Source organism: Hydrogenophilus islandicus (genome assembly GCF_054657095.1).
This window is the reverse complement of the sequence record NZ_BAAHXE010000020.1, coordinates 1-16,400: the sequence shown is the minus strand read 5'-3', so window position 1 is coordinate 16,400 and position 16,400 is coordinate 1. Positions and strand designations below refer to the sequence as shown.

Genomic DNA, 16,400 nt, shown 5'->3' with positions numbered 1-16,400 from the left:
ACCTGACGATGCACTTGAAAGAAGTGACTGCGGCGCTGGACGCGTGGCTCACGCCGCATCTCTTTCGCGATTATTGCCCAAATGGGCTCCAAGTGGAAGGGCGTGCGACGGTGACGCGCGTGATGACGGCGGTGACGGCGAACCGCCGGACGATCGACGCGGCGGTCGCCGCGGGGGTCGATCTGCTCCTGGTTCATCACGGCCTCTTCTGGAAAGGGGAGGAGCCGACGCTCACCGGTCTCAAGCGGCAACGGGTCCGGCCGCTCCTCGTCCACGACATTTCGCTCGTCGCCTATCATCTTCCGCTCGACGCCCATCCCGAGGTGGGCAACAACGCCGTTTGGGCGGAAACGATGGGGTGGATGGTGCGCGAACGTTTTGGCGATCAGTCGCTCGCCGCGCTCGGCGAATGGCGCGAGGGGGAGTGGGAGGGAGCCACCCCCACGGTTTCCGACCTCGCGAAGCGCCTCACTGAGCGGCTTGCGCACGATCCACTGGTCATCGGTGATCCCGATCGTCCCGTTCACCGTATCGCCTGGTGTAGTGGCGCGGCGGGGAGCTTTTTTCTCGAAGCGGTCGCCCGGGGAGCCGATGCCTATGTCACCGGCGAAATCTCCGAGCCGCTCGTTCATCTTGCGCGCGAGAGCGGTGTCGCGCTCCTTGCGGCGGGACACCACGCAACCGAACGGTTCGGCGTTCAGGCGCTGGGTGCCCGTTTGGCGGAGCAGTTTGGTCTTGCCGTGACCTTTTTTGACGATCCGAGCCCGATTTGAGGGAAGTGCTCTGCCACCGCTATAATTCGCGGTCTCAATACGGTACCGTATGTCCTATGAACGAAAGAGAGCACACCGTGACCCGCCGACCCATTCATCGGCGGACGATCACCATCGAAGGATTCACCCGCAGCGACGGTCTATGGGAACTCGAAGCGACGCTCGTCGATGTCAAGACGGTTGACTACCCGATCTCCTCGGGACTCCGGCCGGCCGGAACGCCGGTTCATGAGATGACCGTACGGATCGCTTTCGACCACACCTTTACCATCCGTGAAGCGCACGCTGAAAGCCGGTGGGTCCCTTTTACTGGGGTGTGCGAAGCGGTAACCCCCCGCTACGAGGCACTGGTGGGCCTCAACCTCCTCCGGGGTTTTCGCCTTGCGGTCAATGACCGCTTTCGCGGGGTGCAGGGTTGTACCCATATCACGGAACTGCTCTACTCGCTTCCCACCGCAGCATTGCAGACTGTTGCGACATTTCGCCGCGACAACGAAGAGAGCGACGAAAAACCGTTTCACCTCGACCAGTGCCACGCGCTCGACACTGAATCGTCGCCCGTGGTGGCTCAGTACTATCCGAAATGGTTTCGCGGCAAAGCGGTATAATTATCGAGGCGGTAGCGAATGGATGCCGCCAGTAACCAGGGAGTGGGGGGCGTCGTTTGTCGCGTCCTCACAGCGATGTGTTTGGATCAGAGAAAAGGGCAACCATGAAGATTCATGAATATCAAGCCAAAGAGATCCTGCGCCAGTTTGGCATCCGCACACCCCGGGGCGAGCCGGCCTTCTCGGTCGCTGAGGCGGTCGAAGTTGCGAAGCGCCTGGGGGGACCCGTCTGGGTGGTGAAAGCGCAGATTCACGCCGGGGGACGGGGCAAGGGGGGTGGGGTCAAACTTGCCCGGTCGCTCGCTGAGGTGGAAACGCTTGCCGGGCAGATTCTTGGCATGCGGCTGGTGACCCACCAAACCGGTCCTGAGGGGCAGATCGTTCGGCGGCTCCTGATCGAAGAGGGAGCCGATATTCGCCACGAATACTATGTCTCGGTCCTCACCGACCGCAAAACGCAGCTGGTGGCGATGCTCGCGTCGAGCGAAGGGGGAATGGATATCGAAGAGGTCGCGGCAAAGAGCCCGGAGAAGATCATCAAGGTTTTCATCAACCCGCTCGACGGCATCTCCGACGAACAGGCTCTGACGCTCGCCCAAGGGATCGGCATTCCCGAAGGGTCGATTCCGGCCGCGGTGGACACCTTCAAAAAACTCTACCAGTGCTACATGGAGACCGACGCGTCGCTTGCTGAGATCAACCCGCTCATCCTCGAAGGGGATGGCGGCATCAAGGCGCTCGATGCCAAATTCAATTTCGACGACAATGCTCTCTTCCGTCAACCGGAGATCGTCGCCTACCGTGACCTCGACGAAGAGGATCCCGATGAGATCGAAGCGTCGAAGTACGACCTCTCCTATATTTCGCTCGACGGCAACATCGGTTGCCTCGTCAATGGCGCGGGGCTGGCGATGGCGACGATGGACACGATCAAGCTCTTTGGTGGCGAACCGGCAAACTTCCTCGACGTCGGGGGCGGGGCAACCACCGAGAAAGTGACCGCGGCGTTCAAGATCATGCTCAAAAACCCGCGCGTGCAAGCGATTCTCGTCAATATCTTTGGCGGCATCATGCGGTGCGACACGATCGCCGAAGGGATCGTCACCGCAGCCCGCGAAGTGAGCCTCAATGTGCCGCTCGTGGTGCGGATGAAAGGGACCAACGAGGAGATCGGCAAGCGCATCCTTGCCGAATCGGGTCTGCCGATCATCTCGGCCGAAACGATGGCCGAAGCGGCGCAAAAAGTGGTGGCAGCGGCCAAAGGCGCTACCGCTTGACGAAACCGGACAGCAAAGGACAGTCACCATGTCGATTCTCATCAACAAAGAGACGAAAGTCATCACCCAGGGGATTACCGGTAAAACCGGCCAATTTCACACCCAAAAGTGCCAAGAGTACGGCTTTGGTCGCGAGTGTTTCGTCGCCGGCGTCAACCCGCGCAAAGCGGGCGAGAAGATCTTCGATATTCCCATCTACGCGACGGTAAAAGAGGCGAAAGAGGCGACCGGCGCCACCGTCTCGGTGATCTACGTTCCGCCTGCCGGTGCTGCGGACGCGATCTGGGAAGCGGTTGAGGCCGACCTCGATCTCGTGATCTGCATCACCGAGGGGATCCCGGTGCGCGACATGTTGATCGTGCGCAACAAGATGAAGCGCAAAGTGGCGCAGGGGGGTAAAGAGACGCTGCTCCTGGGCCCCAACTGCCCGGGGATCATCACCCCCGACGAACTGAAGATCGGTATCATGCCGGGCCACATCCACAAGAAGGGGCGGGTAGGCGTCGTCTCCCGCTCCGGCACGCTCACCTATGAAGCGGTGGCGCAGCTCACCGAGCTCGGTCTCGGGCAGTCGACCGCGGTCGGGATCGGCGGCGACCCGATCAACGGCCTCAAACACCTCGACGTCATGAAGCTCTTCAACGACGACCCCGAAACCGACGCGGTGATCATGATCGGTGAGATCGGGGGGTCGGACGAAGTCGACGCGGCGCTCTGGTGCAAAGAGCACTTCAAAAAACCGGTCGTCGGGTTCGTTGCGGGCGTTACTGCCCCCCCGGGTAAGCGGATGGGGCATGCCGGTGCGCTCATTTCCTCAGGCGCCGATACCGCTGAAGCCAAGCTCGCGATCATGGAGGAGTGTGGGTTTACGGTCACCCGTAACCCCTCCGAGATGGGCAAACTGATGAAAAAGCTCTTGGGCTAAGCGATCGTTCCCGTCATTCAAGGCCAGTGAACTCCGGTTCACTGGCTTTTTATTTACACCGTGCCTGCGGTACGATACGATCGAACTCAACTAGAGGAATCGACCATGACCCGCTATCTCAGTGAAAGCGAAGTCCAACAGTGCCTCACAATGACTGAAGCCGTTGCGGCGGTCGAAGAGGTAATGAAGTTGCATGCAGAAGGGGCTTTGGTAGACCTCCCCCGGCAACGGGTCCGGTTGCCCGGATCGATCACCCACCTGCTGCAAGGGGCGGTTCCGTCTCTCGATCTGACGGGATTCAAGGTTTATACCTCGACGCGTGAGGGGACCCGTTTCTGGGTCCATCTCTACCGCATCTCGACGGGCGAGCCGGTCGCGGTGATTGCCGCCGACTGGATGGGGATGATGCGGACCGGGGCAGCCGGTGGGGTAGCGATTCGCCACCTCGCGCGGCAAGACGCCGCGGTGCTCACCCTCTTTGGTGCGGGTTGGCAGGCGGAGGGGCAGGTGCGGGCTGCGGTGGCGGTTCGCTCGTGGCAAGAGATCCGGGTGGTGGCGCGCCGCTACGCCAACGCCGAGGCCTTTTGCCAGCGGCTTGGGGCGGAATTGGAGGTGGCGATGGTCCCTTACCCCGTGGAGCGCGCTGAGGAGGCGATGCGCGGGGCAGACGTCGTCGTCACCGCGACCACCTCGGCGACTCCCGTCTTCGATGGCGAGTGGGTCGCTCCGGGGATGCACCTCAACGCGATTGGTTCCAATAGCCTTGCCCGGCAGGAGATCCCGGAGAAGGCGGTCGTTCGGGCTGACCGGATCGTCGTCGATAGCCGCGAAGTCGCTCTCAAAGAGGCGGGTGATCTGCTTCCCGCACTCGAGAAGGGGCGAACCCGCCCGGGACTCTGGGCAGAACTCGGAGAAGTGATTGCGGGAATCCGCCCGGGGCGAGTCGACGCGCAGGCGATCACCCTCTTTGAGTCCCAGGGGATGGCGATTCAGGATATTGCGGTCGCTGCGCGTGTGCTCGAACGGGCAGAAGCACTCGGTTTGGGGCAGGAGCTTCCCTACTAAGCGGAGGCGCGGCGTGGAGGCAAACCTATCGCTCGATCTCTTGCGCACCGCGCCCACCGCGGCGTTGGAGCTCTTTTATCGCGAGACGCTCCTCTGGCGGCTGCCGCTCGTTTTGCCCCTCTACCGGATTGGTCGTGACGCAGACAACGATATCGTCCTCGACGACCCGACGGTGAGCGGCCGCCACGCTATGCTTACCCCCTTTTTCGACGAACTGCTCGTTGAAGATCTGGGAAGCAAAAATGGCGTGCTCCTCCATGGGGAGCGGATCGACCGCGGCAAACTGAAAGTCGGGGAGAGAATCCGCATCGGCCCCTTTCGCCTCCACTTTTGCGCCCTCGCCACCGCTCCGCAGGTATTTCCCTGGCAGCCGCGGGAAAAACCCTCGCCTCTTCCCGCCGCTCCTCTACTCGTTTCAGTACAGACCGGGAGAAGGCAGCGCATCACCAAACGGGTGACCCGCTTGGGTGACGCTCCCGACGCGCCCACCTTGGTGTGGGACGGTTTGCGGCTCCTCTTAGTGGCTCCTGAGCAGAGTACGGTGCGGCGCAATGGCGCGGTCGCAAGGGGTGTCTCGCTTCTCCACCTCGGAGATCACCTCGAATGGAACCACCATACGCTCCTCGTGCTCTCCGAACCGGTTTCCCATTGACCTCTCAAGGAGTCTCCCATGACCTCGCATCTGCTTGCCCCCAGTATCCTTTCTGCCGATTTTGCCCGCCTCGGGGAGGAGGTCCGCGCGGTTGCCGCTGCGGGCGCCGACTGGATCCACTTCGACGTGATGGACAACCACTACGTCCCCAACCTCACCGTCGGCCCCCTGGTCTGTCAGGCGATCCGCCCCTACACCGACAAGCCGATCGACGTCCATTTGATGGTGAAGCCCGTTGATGCGCTCGTGCCGGAGTTCGCGAAAGCGGGTGCCAATCTCATCTCGTTTCACCCTGAAGCGTCGGAACACGTCGACCGAACACTGTCGCTGATTCGCGATTGCGGCTGCCAGGCGGGGCTCGTCTTCAACCCGGCCACGCCGCTCGTCTGGCTCGATCACGTGCTTGACAAGGTCGATCTCGTCCTTTTGATGAGCGTCAACCCGGGGTTTGGCGGTCAAAAATTCATCCCGTCGACGCTCGCGAAGCTCCGTCAGGCGCGCCAGATCCTCGACCGCTACCGCGAAGAGAGCGGACGCCACATCTGGCTTGAGGTCGACGGCGGGGTCAAGGTCGACAACATCGCCGCGATTGCCGCGGCGGGTGCCGACGTCTTCGTCGCCGGTTCAGCGGTCTTTGGCGCGGGGAGAGAGAGCGACCCCAACCGCTACGACACAGTGATCGCGCAGTTCCGCGCCGCACTCGCGGGGGTGCGTTGATGACGAGTGTTCCGGCAACCCGTTATCGGGCGGAGGCGGTGCTCTTTGACCTCGACGGGACGCTTGTCGACACCCTCCCCGATCTTGCGGAAGCGGCGAATCGCACGCTCACTGAGATGGGGCTGCCGCAACGAACCCTTGAAGAGATCGCCACCTTTGTCGGTCAAGGGATCAACGAGCTGGTGCGCCGTGCGCTCGGCGCTCAGGCGGCTGATCGGGAGGTGTTGGAGCGGGCACAGACGACCTTTCGCCGCCACTACGCGGCGGTGAACGGTGCGCAGAGCCGCCTCTACCCGGGGGCTTGGGAGACCCTTGCGGCTTTACGCGACGAGGGGCGGAAACTTGCCGTCGTGACCAACAAAGCGGCGCAATTTACCCTACCGCTCTTGGAAAAACTTGGCATCGCCCCCTTTTTCGCAACGGTCGTGAGCGGCGACACGCTCCCCGTAAAAAAGCCCGATCCGGCGATGCTCACTCATGCACTCGCCCAGTTTGGCGGGGTTTCACCCACCGCGGCGGTGATGGTCGGTGACTCGCGTAACGACGCCTTGGCGGCCCGCGCCCTTGGGATGCCCGTCTTTCTCGTGACCTACGGTTACAGCGAAGGGCAACCGATCTCAGAGGTTCCATGTACCGCCTACCTCGACCAGTTGCCGGAAGTGATAAACTTCTTGGCTTAGTGGTTGAGGAGAGGGTGACTTGTGACACTGACCGAAGAGGAGTTCGACGCGCTTGCCGAGGCGGGGTACAACCGGATTCCGGTGACGCGCACCATCGTGTGCGATCTCGATACCCCGCTCTCGATCTACTGGAAACTCGCCAACGAACCCTGGACCTATCTCCTCGAATCGGTTCAGGGGGGGGAGCGGTTTGGGCGCTATTCGTTCATCGGCCTCTCTTCCCCGAGCCGGATCGAGGTCTATGGGCGGACAGTGCTGCTCCTCACCGGAAACCGCCTGGTCGAGCGGCGTGACTACGGCGACCCCCTCAATTTCATCGCCGAATATCTCAACCGGATCAAAACGCCGCCGCGCGAGGGGCTGCCCCGTTTCATCGGCGGGCTTGTCGGCTACTTTGGCTTTGAGACGATCCGCACCATTGAGCCGCGGCTTGCCCGCAGCCCCCACGCCAAACCGGATCCACTGCATACCCCAGACATCTTGTTGCTCGTTTCAGAGGAGCTCGCGATTGTCGATAACCTCACCGGGAAATTGACGCTGGTGGTCTATGCCGATCCTGGTGTGCCGGGCGCCTACCGCCGTGCGGTGAAGCGGCTAGAGGAGCTCCAGCGCAAACTCCGTCAGCCGATCCAGTGGCCCAGAGAGCGGGGTGAGCGGGAGGGGCACTCGGCGAACGAGGGGGGTGACGCAGCGCAATCGGCTCCGCTCTCCTTTGGCTTTCCCGAAGCGGCGTTCAAAGAGGCGGTGGCGCGGGCGCAGCGCTACATCGTCGATGGCGACATCATGCAGGTGGTGCTGTCGCAGCGAATGAGCCAGCCCTTTAGCGGCGAACCGCTTGCCCTCTACCGGGCGATCCGTTCACTCAACCCGTCGCCCTACCTCTTCTACTTCAATTTCGAGTCGTTCCACGTCGTGGGGGCATCGCCGGAGATTCTCGTCCGCGTCGAAGATGATGGCGAAGCGAAGAAGGTGATCGTCCGGCCCATCGCGGGCACCCGTCCCCGTGGCGCGACGCCGGCGGAGGATGCGCTCCTTGAGCGCGAGCTTCTGGCCGACGAGAAGGAGCGCAGCGAACACCTGCAGCTCCTGGACCTTGGTCGCAACGACGTCGGGCGAGTGGCGCGAACGGGCACCGTCAAGGTCACCGAAGCGTTTGCGATCGAACGCTATTCCCACGTGATGCACATCGTCTCCAACGTCGAAGGGGTGCTGAAAGAGGGCGAGTCGCTCCTCTCGGTCCTTCGCGCCACCTTTCCGGCGGGAACCGTCTCGGGTGCGCCGAAGGTGCGGGCGCTGGAGATCATCGACGAGCTCGAACCCCACGGCCGTGGCATCTACGCCGGCGCAGTAGGGTATCTGGGGTTTCACCAGGAGATGGACCTCGCGATCGCGATCCGTACCGCAGTGGTCAAAGAGGGAGAGGTCCATGTTCAGGCAGGGGCAGGGATCGTTGCCGATTCCCACCCCGACGCCGAGTGGCAAGAGACGCGCAACAAGGCGCTCGCGATGCTCAAAGCGGCGCAGTGGGTCCAGAGCGGCGAATTCGACTGATCCCCTTCAGGCCACAGAGCGCGTTGCCCACTGGGCAACGCGCTCACGCGGGACGTCAGTTTTCGCTCGACTCTCCCCAGCTGCCGCTTTCGGTTCCCTCAAAGGGGATCTGGATCGTTTCGAGATTCACCTTGTTGGCGGCGTCTAAGTTCGCAGTGATGAGCTGCGGCCAGATCATTACGGCAGCCACCATCGCCACTTGGAGCAGAATAAACGGGATCACCCCTTTGTAGATCTCCCACGTGGTGATCGGTGCGATCGTCTTTTGGGTCACCGGATCGGTGTAGTGTTTCGCCGGGGCGACGCTCCGCAAGTAGAAGAGGGCAAAGCCGAACGGCGGGGTCAAGAATGAGGTCTGGAGGTTCACACCGATCAAGACGCCAAACCAGACGAGGTCGATCCCCAAGTGCTCGGCAACGGGGGCGAGGAGTGGCAAGACGATGAAGGAGATCTCAAAGAAATCGAGAAACATCCCCAAAATAAAGACGAGGACGTTGACAAAGATCAGAAAACCCAACGCCTCGCCGGGCAGGTGGGCAAAGAGGCTTTTGACCCACTCCTGCCCGTTTGCCGAAATGAAGACAAAACTGAAGACGGTTGACCCCAGAAGAATCGCCAGCACGAAGATCGAGAGTTTCGTCGTCCCTTCGAGCGCCTCACGGAGCATCGGCAACGAAAAGCGTTTGCGCAGGAGTGCGACGGCAATCGCCCCCACCGCACCCAACGCCCCCCCTTCGGTCGGCGTCGCCACCCCGATGAAGATCGTTCCCAAGACGAGGAAGATCAGTACGAGCGGTGGGATCATCACAAAGATCACGCGGTGGGTCATCTGGGAGAGGAGTTTGTGCCCGAGCGCCCGATCGATTCCAGCCAATACGAGGGCAAGGAAGGCGCCAAAGGTGGTAGCCAGCACTACTTTCGCGTCAGTGGGGGTGGTGACGGTCTGCCCTTTCCATTGGGTGAGGAGCGCGTCGTAGTACTGGGCAAAGAGGAGCGACGCCGCCGTGATCGCCAAAAACGTGACCAGCAGCGAACGGTAGCCGCTCCGACCGTTCGCTTCGTGGAAGGTGCGCGCTTCAGGAGGAAGCGCGGGAACCCAGCGGGGGCGAACGAGCGCGATCGCCGCGATGAAAAGGAGGTAGAGGGCGATGAGGCCAAGTGCCGGAAAGAGCGCCCCTTTGTACATATCCCCTACGCTGCGGCCCAACTGGTCGGCAATCACGATCAAGACGAGCGACGGCGGCACGATCTGGGCCAACGTCCCCGACGCAGTGATCACGCCGGCGATGACGCCGCGGTGGTAACCGTAACGAAGCATCACTGGAAGAGAGATCAACCCCATCGAGATGACCGAAGCAGCCACCACACCGGTGGTTGCAGCAAGAAGCGCCCCAACCAGAACGACCGATAACGCCAAACCACCGCGAATCGGACCAAAAACCTGCCCTGCCGTCTCAAGAAGATCCTCAGCCATCCCAGAACGTTGCAGAATGAGTCCCATCAGCGTGAAGAAGGGGATCGCGAGCAGCGTCTCGTTCTGCATGATGCCAAAGACGCGCAGTGGCAACGCATGGAACAGGGTCTCTGGGAAGATACCGAAATGGATGCCGAGAAAACCAAAGAGCAAACCTGCCGACGCAAGGGAAAAAGCGACAGGAAAGCCGGTCAGCAGAAAAAGGAGCAGCGCCAGAAACATCAGCGGCGGAAAATGGGCAGCAAGAAATTGAGCCATGACCAGTACTCCGGTGCGCAGGGGTTAGTGGGAAGGAGACTGTTTCAACGGGTCGGGCCCGTGACCCAACAGGAACGCGATTCGTTTCACCAGTTCGGCGAAGGCCTGAAGCGCCAGGAGCCCATACCCCACTGGGACCAGCGCGTAGAGGGGCCAACGGATCAGCCCGCCAGCGTTTGACGAGACCTCACTCGTGACGTAGGCTTGGACGACGATCGGCCAAGCAAAGCTCGCCATGAAATAGCAGAGGGGAAAGACGAAAAGGATAATCCCGATCGCGTCGATTAGGTTGCGGGTTTTATCCGACAGATGGTTGGCGACCAAGTCGATGCGTACGTGGGCATTCTCGAGAAAACCGTACCCCAACCCCAAGAGAAAGACTGCGGCAAAGAGATACCACTGGATTTCGAGAAACGCGTTGGAACTCATGTCGAAGAGTTTGCGTACCAGCGCATTGACGGCACTGATGAGGGTCATGATGAGGGTCAACCACAAAAGGGTTCGCCCCAAGGTGCGGTTGATGGTGTCGATGCCACGCGAGAGCGCCAGGAGCGGTTTCATCGTTGTGCTGCCTCCACACGGGTGAAAAGAGAAGAAATGAAGGGCTCCCCCCGCGGAACGGCGGGGGGAGAGGGGTTGGATTAGAGCTTGACTGAAGCCATGTACTGGTCGTAACTCAGATCGGCGAGGCGGAACCAGGCGTATTGGTCACGCAGGAACTTCTCGAATTCGCCGTAGATCTTCTTCCAGTCGGGGTTGGTGTCGTTGAGTTCGGCATAAACCTCGTTGCGTGCCTTGAACGCGGCGTCCATCACATCTTTCGGGAAGCGGTGGAGCTGAGCGCCGTTGGCGATGAGCTGTTTCAGCGCCTCGGGGTTGCGGGCGTCGTATTTCGCCTGCATCATGACGTGGGCGTGCGACGCCGCCATACGGACCATCTCCTGGTACTCTTTGGGCAGCGCGGCGAACTTCTCCTTGTTGAGGTAGAGGGTGAGCTGGGCGCCCCCTTCCCACCAGCCCGGATAGTAGTAGTGAGGCGCCACTTTGTAGAAACCGAGCTTGAGATCGTCGTACGGGCCAACCCATTCGGCGGCGTCGATCGTTCCCTTTTCGAGCGCTTGGTAGATTTCACCGCCCGGAATGTTCTGCGGCACGCCGCCAACTTTGGCCAGCACGCGTCCACCGAAGCCCCCGATGCGCATCTTCAAGCCTTTGATGTCGTCAACCGACTTGATCTCTTTGCGGTACCAACCCCCCATCTGCGCGCCGGTATTCCCCATCGGCAGGCTCACGATGTTGTATTTCGCGTAGAACTCGTTCATCAGTTTGTTACCGCCGCCGTCGTACATCCAGGCGGTGAGCATCCGCGAGTTGAGCCCGAAGGGCACGGCACAGTCGAACGCGAAGACCTCATTTTTGCCGAAGAAGTAGTAGGGTGCGGTGTGGGCGAGTTCGATCGTCCCTTGCTGGACGGCGTCGAGCACGCCGAACGCGGGAACGAGCTCCCCTGCAGCAAAGACTTGAACTTCAAACTTACCGCCCGACATCTGCTTGATGGCGTTCGCGAAATCTTCTGCGGCGCCAAAAATGGTGTCGAGTGATTTGGGAAAGCTCGACGCGAGACGCCAACGGATCACCTCCTGCGCGTGAATGACGGCTGGCGCGGTTCCTGCAGCGAGAATGCCGGCGATCCCGGCCCCTTGGAGAAAACGGCGACGTTCCATGATGAGTGACCTCCTGTGCTATGGGTTGATTCAAGCGAACCGAGTGGTTCGGTTAGCGCCGCTTATGATAGCGCAAAATTTATTGACCGGCTATCTGCACCGCAGCAATCGCGGTGCTCCCGAGGCGAAAACGGCGGTCGCTTCGCGCGTCCTGCGCTACGCCCACGAGGTTGGCGAAAAACTCGGGCAACATGCCGGCTACGGTGATCTCATGGACCGGGTAGATGATCTCTCCCCCTTCAAACCAGAAACCGGCGGCGCCGCGTGAGTATTCGCCGGTGACGGTATTGACGCCGTGCCCCAGGAGTTCGGTGAGCAACACCCCGCGGTCGACACTGCGCAAAAGCGCCGCGAGCGACTCGTGGGTGACAGAGGGCAGCAGGTTGTGGGCGCCGCCCGCGTTTCCGGTGCTCGCAAGTCCGAGTTTCCGCGCCGAATAGGTCGACAGAAAGCGGCCAACCCAGCGGCCGTGATCGACGACGGTGCGGGGGGCGACCCGCACCCCTTCGGCGTCGAAGGGGCAGGAGCCGAACCCTTGGGGAAGCCACGGATCTTCCGTGAGCGAAAACCATTCGGGGAAGATCTGTGTCTCAAACCGCTCCAAAAGGAACGAGGCGCGGCGGTAGAGGGCGCCGCCACTTGCGGCAGCGACGAAGTGGGCGAGCAGCGTTGGCGCCACCTCGGCCTCGAAGACGACCGCATAGCGGCCGGTGGGGAGCTTGCGGGCGTTCCTGCGCCGCAGGGTCCGCTCGGCTGCTTCTAAACCCAGTTGCTCAGGGTCGAGCAGAAGCGTTGCGGCGCGGCGGCTTGCCCATGAGCCGTCGCGGACGAGCGAACCATCGTCACTCGCGGCAAGGAGGGTGCAGGAGAGGGCGTGATAGCTCTCCGCCGTGGTGCCGCAAAAACCCAAGGTGTTGGCCGTGGCAGTCACCTCGGTGCCAGTCGTGCAGCTCGCCCCTTCCGAGTTGACGATTCCAGCGCAGGACCGCCCCGCCTCTTCGACCTGCCGCGCGAGGTGCGCCGCTTGCTCGGCATCGATCGCCCACGGGTGGAAGAGGTCGAGTGACGGCGCCTCAAGCGGGTTCGCGAGCCACTCGGGGTCAGGAAGCCCCGCTGCGGGGTCGGACGCGGTGTGTCGGGCAATTGCCACTGCGGCCTGAACTGCCGCTGCGATCGCCTGAGGTGAGAGGTCGCTGGTTGCGGCATGACCGGTTCGCCCGTCGCAATAGACCGTGACCGATAGGGAACGCTCGCGGTGGTATTCGATCGTGTCGATCGCGCCGTTACGAACCGTTGCGGTGAGCCCAACGCGGTCGGTGACCACTGCCTGCGCGTCGGCACCGGCGCGGCGCGCCATTTTGGTAGTCTCCACCGCAATTGCTTCGAGCTGCGCGCGCCATGAGTTCAAGGAGGGGAGTTCACTCATCGACGATCCTCGCGGAAAATTTGCGATAATTCTATAATGGAACCAGAGATCCTTTCGAAAACCCGCCGCAAAGCGCGCATGCACGAGCTGCAGGTGCTCGGTGAGGCGATGGTGGCGCTGCCGCGCGAACGGCTCGAGTGGCTCGATTTGCCGCGCGAGCTCGCCGCGGCGCTTGCCGAAGCACGACGCCTTGCCGGGCAGTTTGAAGCCTACCGGCGGCAGATGCAGTATGTCGGACGGCTCCTCCAGGCGTACGAGCTGGAGGCGCTCAAAAATCTTATCGAGGCCTTGCGGCCGGGGGGGCTCATGGACGCCCGCCACCAGCGGGAAGCGGAGCAGCTTGCGGAAGCGTTTCTTGCCGACGAATCGCTCTTGGGCGAACTCCTCTCCCGTTTTCCCGACTCCGATGCGCCCCATTGGCGGCAGTTGCGTCGTCAGGCGTTGCGTGGGCGTGCGACAGAACCCGCTGACGCCGCTCCCTTTCGCCGCCTGGTGAGCGAACTGCGCGGCGCAATCGAAGCCCATCTCCGGTTGCCGTTGCCGCAACGGCACGATGCTTTACAAGACCATGAAGGGGAGCTACTCAGATGACAGAGCAAGAGGTCGTGATTGGTTTGGTGTCGATCAGCGACCGCGCCTCAAGCGGTCTCTACGAAGACAAAGGGATTCCGGCGCTTGAGGCGTGGCTCAAGCGCGCGCTCATCACCCCATTTCGCACCGAGACGCGTCTGATTCCTGACGAGCGTCCGGTGATTGAAGCGACGTTAGTGAGCCTCGCCGACGAGGTGGGGTGTTGCTTGATTCTCACCACGGGGGGCACGGGGCCGGCGCCGCGCGACGTCACCCCTGAGGCGACCCTGGCGGTCGGGGAGCGGGAGTTGCCCGGTTTTGGCGAAGAGATGCGCAGGATCAGCCTCAACTTCGTCCCGACAGCAATTCTTTCACGGCAAGTGGCGGTGGTGCGGGGCAAGACCCTGATCGTCAATCTCCCCGGCCAGCCCAAGGCGATCCAAGAGACCCTCGAGGGGTTGCGCTGGGACGATGGCACTTGGCGTCACAAGGGGATTTTTGCCGCGATCCCCTATTGCATCGACCTCATCGGTGGCCCCTATCTGGAGACCGATCCCGACGTGATTCCCGCTTTTCGGCCGAAAAGTGCGCAACGATCCACGCCCACTCAGGGAAAAACCGAATGATGAATCCCCGCTCTGCTGTTCGTTTTCACATCGATGACACGCGCATTCGCGATATTCAGGAGCTCGTTCCACCGATTCACGTGCTGCGGGAATTCCCTGCGGAGGTGACCTCGGCGCAGACGACCTTCGAAGCGCGTCAGGCGATCCACCGCATTCTCCACGGCGCCGATGATCGTCTCATCGTGGTGGTTGGCCCATGCTCAATTCACGACCCCGAGGCAGCCATCGAATACGCCCAGCGGCTCAAAAACGAAGCGGAGCGTTGGCGCAATGAGCTCCTCGTGGTGATGCGGGTCTATTTCGAGAAGCCCCGAACGACGGTCGGGTGGAAGGGGTTGATCAACGACCCCTATCTCGACGGGTCGTTTCGCATCAATGACGGGATCCGTATCGCCCGGAAACTCCTCTGCGCGATCACCGCGATGGGGGTTCCTGCAGGGACTGAATTCCTCGACATGATTACGCCGCAATACATTGCCGACTTGATCGCGTGGGGGGCGATTGGCGCCCGCACGACCGAGAGCCAGGTCCACCGCGAGCTCGCCTCGGGACTCTCCTGTCCCGTCGGGTTCAAAAACGGCACCGACGGCAACGTCAAGATCGCGATCGACGCGGTGAAGGCGGCGCAGGCGCCACACCATTTCCTCTCGGTGACCAAGGCGGGCCATTCGGCGATCGTGAGCACCGCAGGCAACGAAGATGGCCACATCATTTTGCGCGGCGGTAAAGAGCCCAATTACGATGCGGCAAGTGTCCAGGCGGCGTGTGAAGAGATGGCGAAAGCCGGTTTGCCGGCGCGTGTGATGATCGACTGCTCCCACGGCAACAGCCGCAAAGATCCCCGTCGCCAGATCGAGGTCGCGCAAGCAGTCGGGGATCAGTTGGCCCAAGGGGAGGAGCGGATCATCGGCGTGATGATCGAATCGCACCTCAAGGAGGGGCGTCAGGATCTGATCCCTGGAAAATCGCTCGAATATGGCAAGAGCATCACCGACGCCTGTATCGGCTGGGAAGAGACGGTCGCGCTCTTGGAGGGGCTTGCGCACGCCGTGCAACTGCGCCGCGCGCTGCTTTCGCGGCAGGATGACTGACCGAGCGGAACCGCCCACCGGGTAACCGTAAGGCGGTTTCCCCGCTGCCGGCGGGTCGTGGGTGATTATTCCTCTTTCGCCGTCGGGGCCACCAGCCGTTTTTGCCACAAAACATCCGGCGTGTTGGCGCGGGCGTTGAGGGTGCGGGCGAGCACAAAGAGGAGGTCCGAGAGGCGGTTCAGATAGCGGGCGATTACCGGCCGCAACCGCTCCTCAGGCTCGCTTCGCGCAAGATGAACCACAGTTCGTTCAGCGCGGCGGCAAACGGTGCGCGCAAGGTGCGCCAATGCCGCAGCGCGCGTCCCGCCGGGCAGGATGAACTCTTTGAGTGGCTTCAGTTCCGTGTTGAGTCGGTCGAGTTCGTTTTCGAGGTCGTCGACGCGGCGCTCCGGAAAGAGCGTCATCCCGGGCATGCAGAGCTCGCCGCCCAGGTCGAAGAGTTCGTGTTGCAGGCGAATCACCAACGCGGCGAGATCATCAGGAAGTTGCTCACACGCCAGGAGCCCCAACACGGCGTTGAGCTCATCGACGGTGCCGAGCGCATCAATCCGTGGGTCATCTTTCCCTGTGCGCTCTCCTGAACCCAAACCGGTGGTGCCGTTGTCTCCCGTCCGTGTGTAGATTTTGCTGAGGCGATAACCCATGGTGTTTTCCAGATCCCGTTTCGACGATTGTACCCGAAAAGAGTATGCTACAATGCCGCCTTCACGGAGAGGTGGGTGAGTGGTTTAAACCGCACGCCTGGAGAGCGTGTTCAGGGTAATACCCTGACGCGGGTTCGAATCCCGCCCTCTCCGCCACGCAAACGAGCAGGGGTTTACAACGTTCGTTGGCGTCGGTATAATTCTTCTTCTGCGCTGGGGGGGTATAGCTCAGTTGGTAGAGCACTTGCATGGCATGCAAGGGGTCAGCGGTTCGAATCCGCTTACCTCCACCACGAAGAGGTTAAGGCTGCGTCCCTATCGTCTAGAGGCCTAGGACAT

The 16,400-nt window shown here is 61.8% G+C and carries 17 protein-coding genes and 2 tRNA genes; 14 read left to right on the top strand and 5 right to left on the bottom strand.

Going from position 1 to position 16,400, the window contains the following annotated elements; all coding sequences use genetic code 11:
- Nucleotides 1-8 precede the first annotated feature (8 nt).
- The 9 genes from ACYQ6T_RS07115 to trpE all read left to right on the top strand — a co-directional run bounded on the left by ACYQ6T_RS07115 (nucleotide 9) and on the right by trpE (nucleotide 8,248).
- Nucleotides 9-773, top strand: a complete 765-nt coding sequence (locus ACYQ6T_RS07115; protein ID WP_459829307.1) for a Nif3-like dinuclear metal center hexameric protein — start codon at nucleotides 9-11, stop codon at nucleotides 771-773.
- Nucleotides 774-829: 56 nt separating this feature from the next.
- A complete protein-coding gene (locus tag ACYQ6T_RS07110) occupies nucleotides 830-1,381 on the top strand; it encodes a DUF2889 domain-containing protein (RefSeq protein WP_459829305.1) in 552 nt (183 codons plus the stop codon).
- Nucleotides 1,382-1,485: 104 nt separating this feature from the next.
- On the top strand, nucleotides 1,486-2,658 hold the full coding sequence (gene sucC / locus ACYQ6T_RS07105) for an ADP-forming succinate--CoA ligase subunit beta (protein WP_459829302.1): 1,173 nt from the start codon (nucleotides 1,486-1,488) through the stop codon (nucleotides 2,656-2,658).
- A 28-nt stretch (nucleotides 2,659-2,686) separates the two neighbouring features.
- Complete coding sequence (gene sucD / locus ACYQ6T_RS07100) at nucleotides 2,687-3,583, top strand: succinate--CoA ligase subunit alpha (RefSeq protein ID WP_459829299.1); 897 nt, start codon at nucleotides 2,687-2,689, stop codon at nucleotides 3,581-3,583.
- Between the two features lie 105 nt (nucleotides 3,584-3,688).
- Nucleotides 3,689-4,648, top strand: a complete 960-nt coding sequence (locus ACYQ6T_RS07095) for an ornithine cyclodeaminase family protein (protein WP_459829296.1) — start codon at nucleotides 3,689-3,691, stop codon at nucleotides 4,646-4,648.
- A 13-nt stretch (nucleotides 4,649-4,661) separates the two neighbouring features.
- Nucleotides 4,662-5,300: an FHA domain-containing protein gene (locus tag ACYQ6T_RS07090; protein ID WP_459829293.1), complete on the top strand. Its 639-nt coding sequence runs from the start codon at nucleotides 4,662-4,664 to the stop codon at nucleotides 5,298-5,300.
- Nucleotides 5,301-5,318: 18 nt separating this feature from the next.
- The gene (gene rpe / locus ACYQ6T_RS07085; RefSeq protein ID WP_459829290.1) at nucleotides 5,319-6,017 is read left to right on the top strand and encodes a ribulose-phosphate 3-epimerase; all 699 of its coding nucleotides are present in this window, start codon (nucleotides 5,319-5,321) and stop codon (nucleotides 6,015-6,017) included.
- Nucleotides 6,017-6,697: a phosphoglycolate phosphatase gene (locus ACYQ6T_RS07080; protein ID WP_459829287.1), complete on the top strand. Its 681-nt coding sequence runs from the start codon at nucleotides 6,017-6,019 to the stop codon at nucleotides 6,695-6,697. Before rpe ends, ACYQ6T_RS07080 begins: the two co-directional genes overlap by 1 nt.
- A 27-nt stretch (nucleotides 6,698-6,724) precedes the next feature.
- Complete coding sequence (gene trpE, locus ACYQ6T_RS07075) at nucleotides 6,725-8,248, top strand: anthranilate synthase component I (RefSeq protein WP_459829353.1); 1,524 nt, start codon at nucleotides 6,725-6,727, stop codon at nucleotides 8,246-8,248.
- Nucleotides 8,249-8,303: 55 nt separating this feature from the next.
- Here the strand turns inward: trpE and ACYQ6T_RS07070 are convergent, their stop codons facing one another.
- The 4 genes from ACYQ6T_RS07070 to ACYQ6T_RS07055 form a co-directional block, all read right to left on the bottom strand.
- Nucleotides 8,304-9,980, bottom strand: a complete 1,677-nt coding sequence (locus tag ACYQ6T_RS07070; protein ID WP_459829284.1) for a TRAP transporter large permease — start codon at nucleotides 9,978-9,980, stop codon at nucleotides 8,304-8,306.
- 24 nt (nucleotides 9,981-10,004) lie between these two features.
- Nucleotides 10,005-10,541, bottom strand: coding sequence for a TRAP transporter small permease subunit (locus ACYQ6T_RS07065; protein ID WP_459829281.1), 537 nt, complete (start codon nucleotides 10,539-10,541; stop codon nucleotides 10,005-10,007).
- Nucleotides 10,542-10,621: 80 nt separating this feature from the next.
- The gene (locus ACYQ6T_RS07060) at nucleotides 10,622-11,704 is read right to left on the bottom strand and encodes a TRAP transporter substrate-binding protein (RefSeq protein WP_459829278.1); all 1,083 of its coding nucleotides are present in this window, start codon (nucleotides 11,702-11,704) and stop codon (nucleotides 10,622-10,624) included.
- A 79-nt stretch (nucleotides 11,705-11,783) separates the two neighbouring features.
- Nucleotides 11,784-13,130, bottom strand: a complete 1,347-nt coding sequence (locus ACYQ6T_RS07055) for a metallopeptidase TldD-related protein (RefSeq protein ID WP_459829275.1) — start codon at nucleotides 13,128-13,130, stop codon at nucleotides 11,784-11,786.
- A 36-nt stretch (nucleotides 13,131-13,166) separates the two neighbouring features.
- Between ACYQ6T_RS07055 and yjgA the strand changes: the two genes are divergently transcribed.
- From yjgA to aroG, 3 genes are read left to right on the top strand one after another with little or no spacing between them, the layout of a single operon-like run.
- The gene (gene yjgA, locus ACYQ6T_RS07050) at nucleotides 13,167-13,721 is read left to right on the top strand and encodes a ribosome biogenesis factor YjgA (RefSeq protein WP_459829273.1); all 555 of its coding nucleotides are present in this window, start codon (nucleotides 13,167-13,169) and stop codon (nucleotides 13,719-13,721) included.
- The gene (gene mog / locus ACYQ6T_RS07045; RefSeq protein WP_459829270.1) at nucleotides 13,718-14,326 is read left to right on the top strand and encodes a molybdopterin adenylyltransferase; all 609 of its coding nucleotides are present in this window, start codon (nucleotides 13,718-13,720) and stop codon (nucleotides 14,324-14,326) included. Before yjgA ends, mog begins: the two co-directional genes overlap by 4 nt.
- On the top strand, nucleotides 14,323-15,417 hold the full coding sequence (gene aroG / locus ACYQ6T_RS07040; protein WP_459829267.1) for a 3-deoxy-7-phosphoheptulonate synthase AroG: 1,095 nt from the start codon (nucleotides 14,323-14,325) through the stop codon (nucleotides 15,415-15,417). Before mog ends, aroG begins: the two co-directional genes overlap by 4 nt.
- Before the next feature lie 65 nt (nucleotides 15,418-15,482).
- Here the strand turns inward: aroG and ACYQ6T_RS07035 are convergent, their stop codons facing one another.
- Complete coding sequence (locus ACYQ6T_RS07035; protein WP_459829264.1) at nucleotides 15,483-16,061, bottom strand: cob(I)yrinic acid a,c-diamide adenosyltransferase; 579 nt, start codon at nucleotides 16,059-16,061, stop codon at nucleotides 15,483-15,485.
- Nucleotides 16,062-16,126: 65 nt separating this feature from the next.
- Between ACYQ6T_RS07035 and ACYQ6T_RS07030 the strand changes: the two genes are divergently transcribed.
- Nucleotides 16,127-16,217: transfer RNA gene (locus ACYQ6T_RS07030), tRNA-Ser, on the top strand.
- 61 nt (nucleotides 16,218-16,278) lie between these two features.
- Nucleotides 16,279-16,354 (top strand) — tRNA-Ala (locus ACYQ6T_RS07025).
- Nucleotides 16,355-16,400: the final 46 nt, after the last annotated feature.

Bases quoted from the DNA above. Each gene is read 5' to 3' on its own strand.
- ACYQ6T_RS07115 (WP_459829307.1), top strand. From the start codon at position 9: ATGCACTTGAAAGAAGTGACTGCGGCGCTGGACGCGTGGCTCACGCCG.
- ACYQ6T_RS07110 (WP_459829305.1), top strand. From the start codon at position 830: ATGAACGAAAGAGAGCACACCGTGACCCGCCGACCCATTCATCGGCGG.
- sucC (WP_459829302.1), top strand. From the start codon at position 1,486: ATGAAGATTCATGAATATCAAGCCAAAGAGATCCTGCGCCAGTTTGGC.
- sucD (WP_459829299.1), top strand. From the start codon at position 2,687: ATGTCGATTCTCATCAACAAAGAGACGAAAGTCATCACCCAGGGGATT.
- ACYQ6T_RS07095 (WP_459829296.1), top strand. From the start codon at position 3,689: ATGACCCGCTATCTCAGTGAAAGCGAAGTCCAACAGTGCCTCACAATG.
- rpe (WP_459829290.1), top strand. From the start codon at position 5,319: ATGACCTCGCATCTGCTTGCCCCCAGTATCCTTTCTGCCGATTTTGCC.
- ACYQ6T_RS07080 (WP_459829287.1), top strand. From the start codon at position 6,017: ATGACGAGTGTTCCGGCAACCCGTTATCGGGCGGAGGCGGTGCTCTTT.
- ACYQ6T_RS07070 (WP_459829284.1), bottom strand. From the start codon at position 9,980: ATGGCTCAATTTCTTGCTGCCCATTTTCCGCCGCTGATGTTTCTGGCG.
- ACYQ6T_RS07065 (WP_459829281.1), bottom strand. From the start codon at position 10,541: ATGAAACCGCTCCTGGCGCTCTCGCGTGGCATCGACACCATCAACCGC.
- ACYQ6T_RS07060 (WP_459829278.1), bottom strand. From the start codon at position 11,704: ATGGAACGTCGCCGTTTTCTCCAAGGGGCCGGGATCGCCGGCATTCTC.
- ACYQ6T_RS07055 (WP_459829275.1), bottom strand. From the start codon at position 13,130: ATGAGTGAACTCCCCTCCTTGAACTCATGGCGCGCGCAGCTCGAAGCA.
- yjgA (WP_459829273.1), top strand. From the start codon at position 13,167: ATGGAACCAGAGATCCTTTCGAAAACCCGCCGCAAAGCGCGCATGCAC.
- mog (WP_459829270.1), top strand. From the start codon at position 13,718: ATGACAGAGCAAGAGGTCGTGATTGGTTTGGTGTCGATCAGCGACCGC.
- aroG (WP_459829267.1), top strand. From the start codon at position 14,323: ATGATGAATCCCCGCTCTGCTGTTCGTTTTCACATCGATGACACGCGC.
- ACYQ6T_RS07035 (WP_459829264.1), bottom strand. From the start codon at position 16,061: ATGGGTTATCGCCTCAGCAAAATCTACACACGGACGGGAGACAACGGC.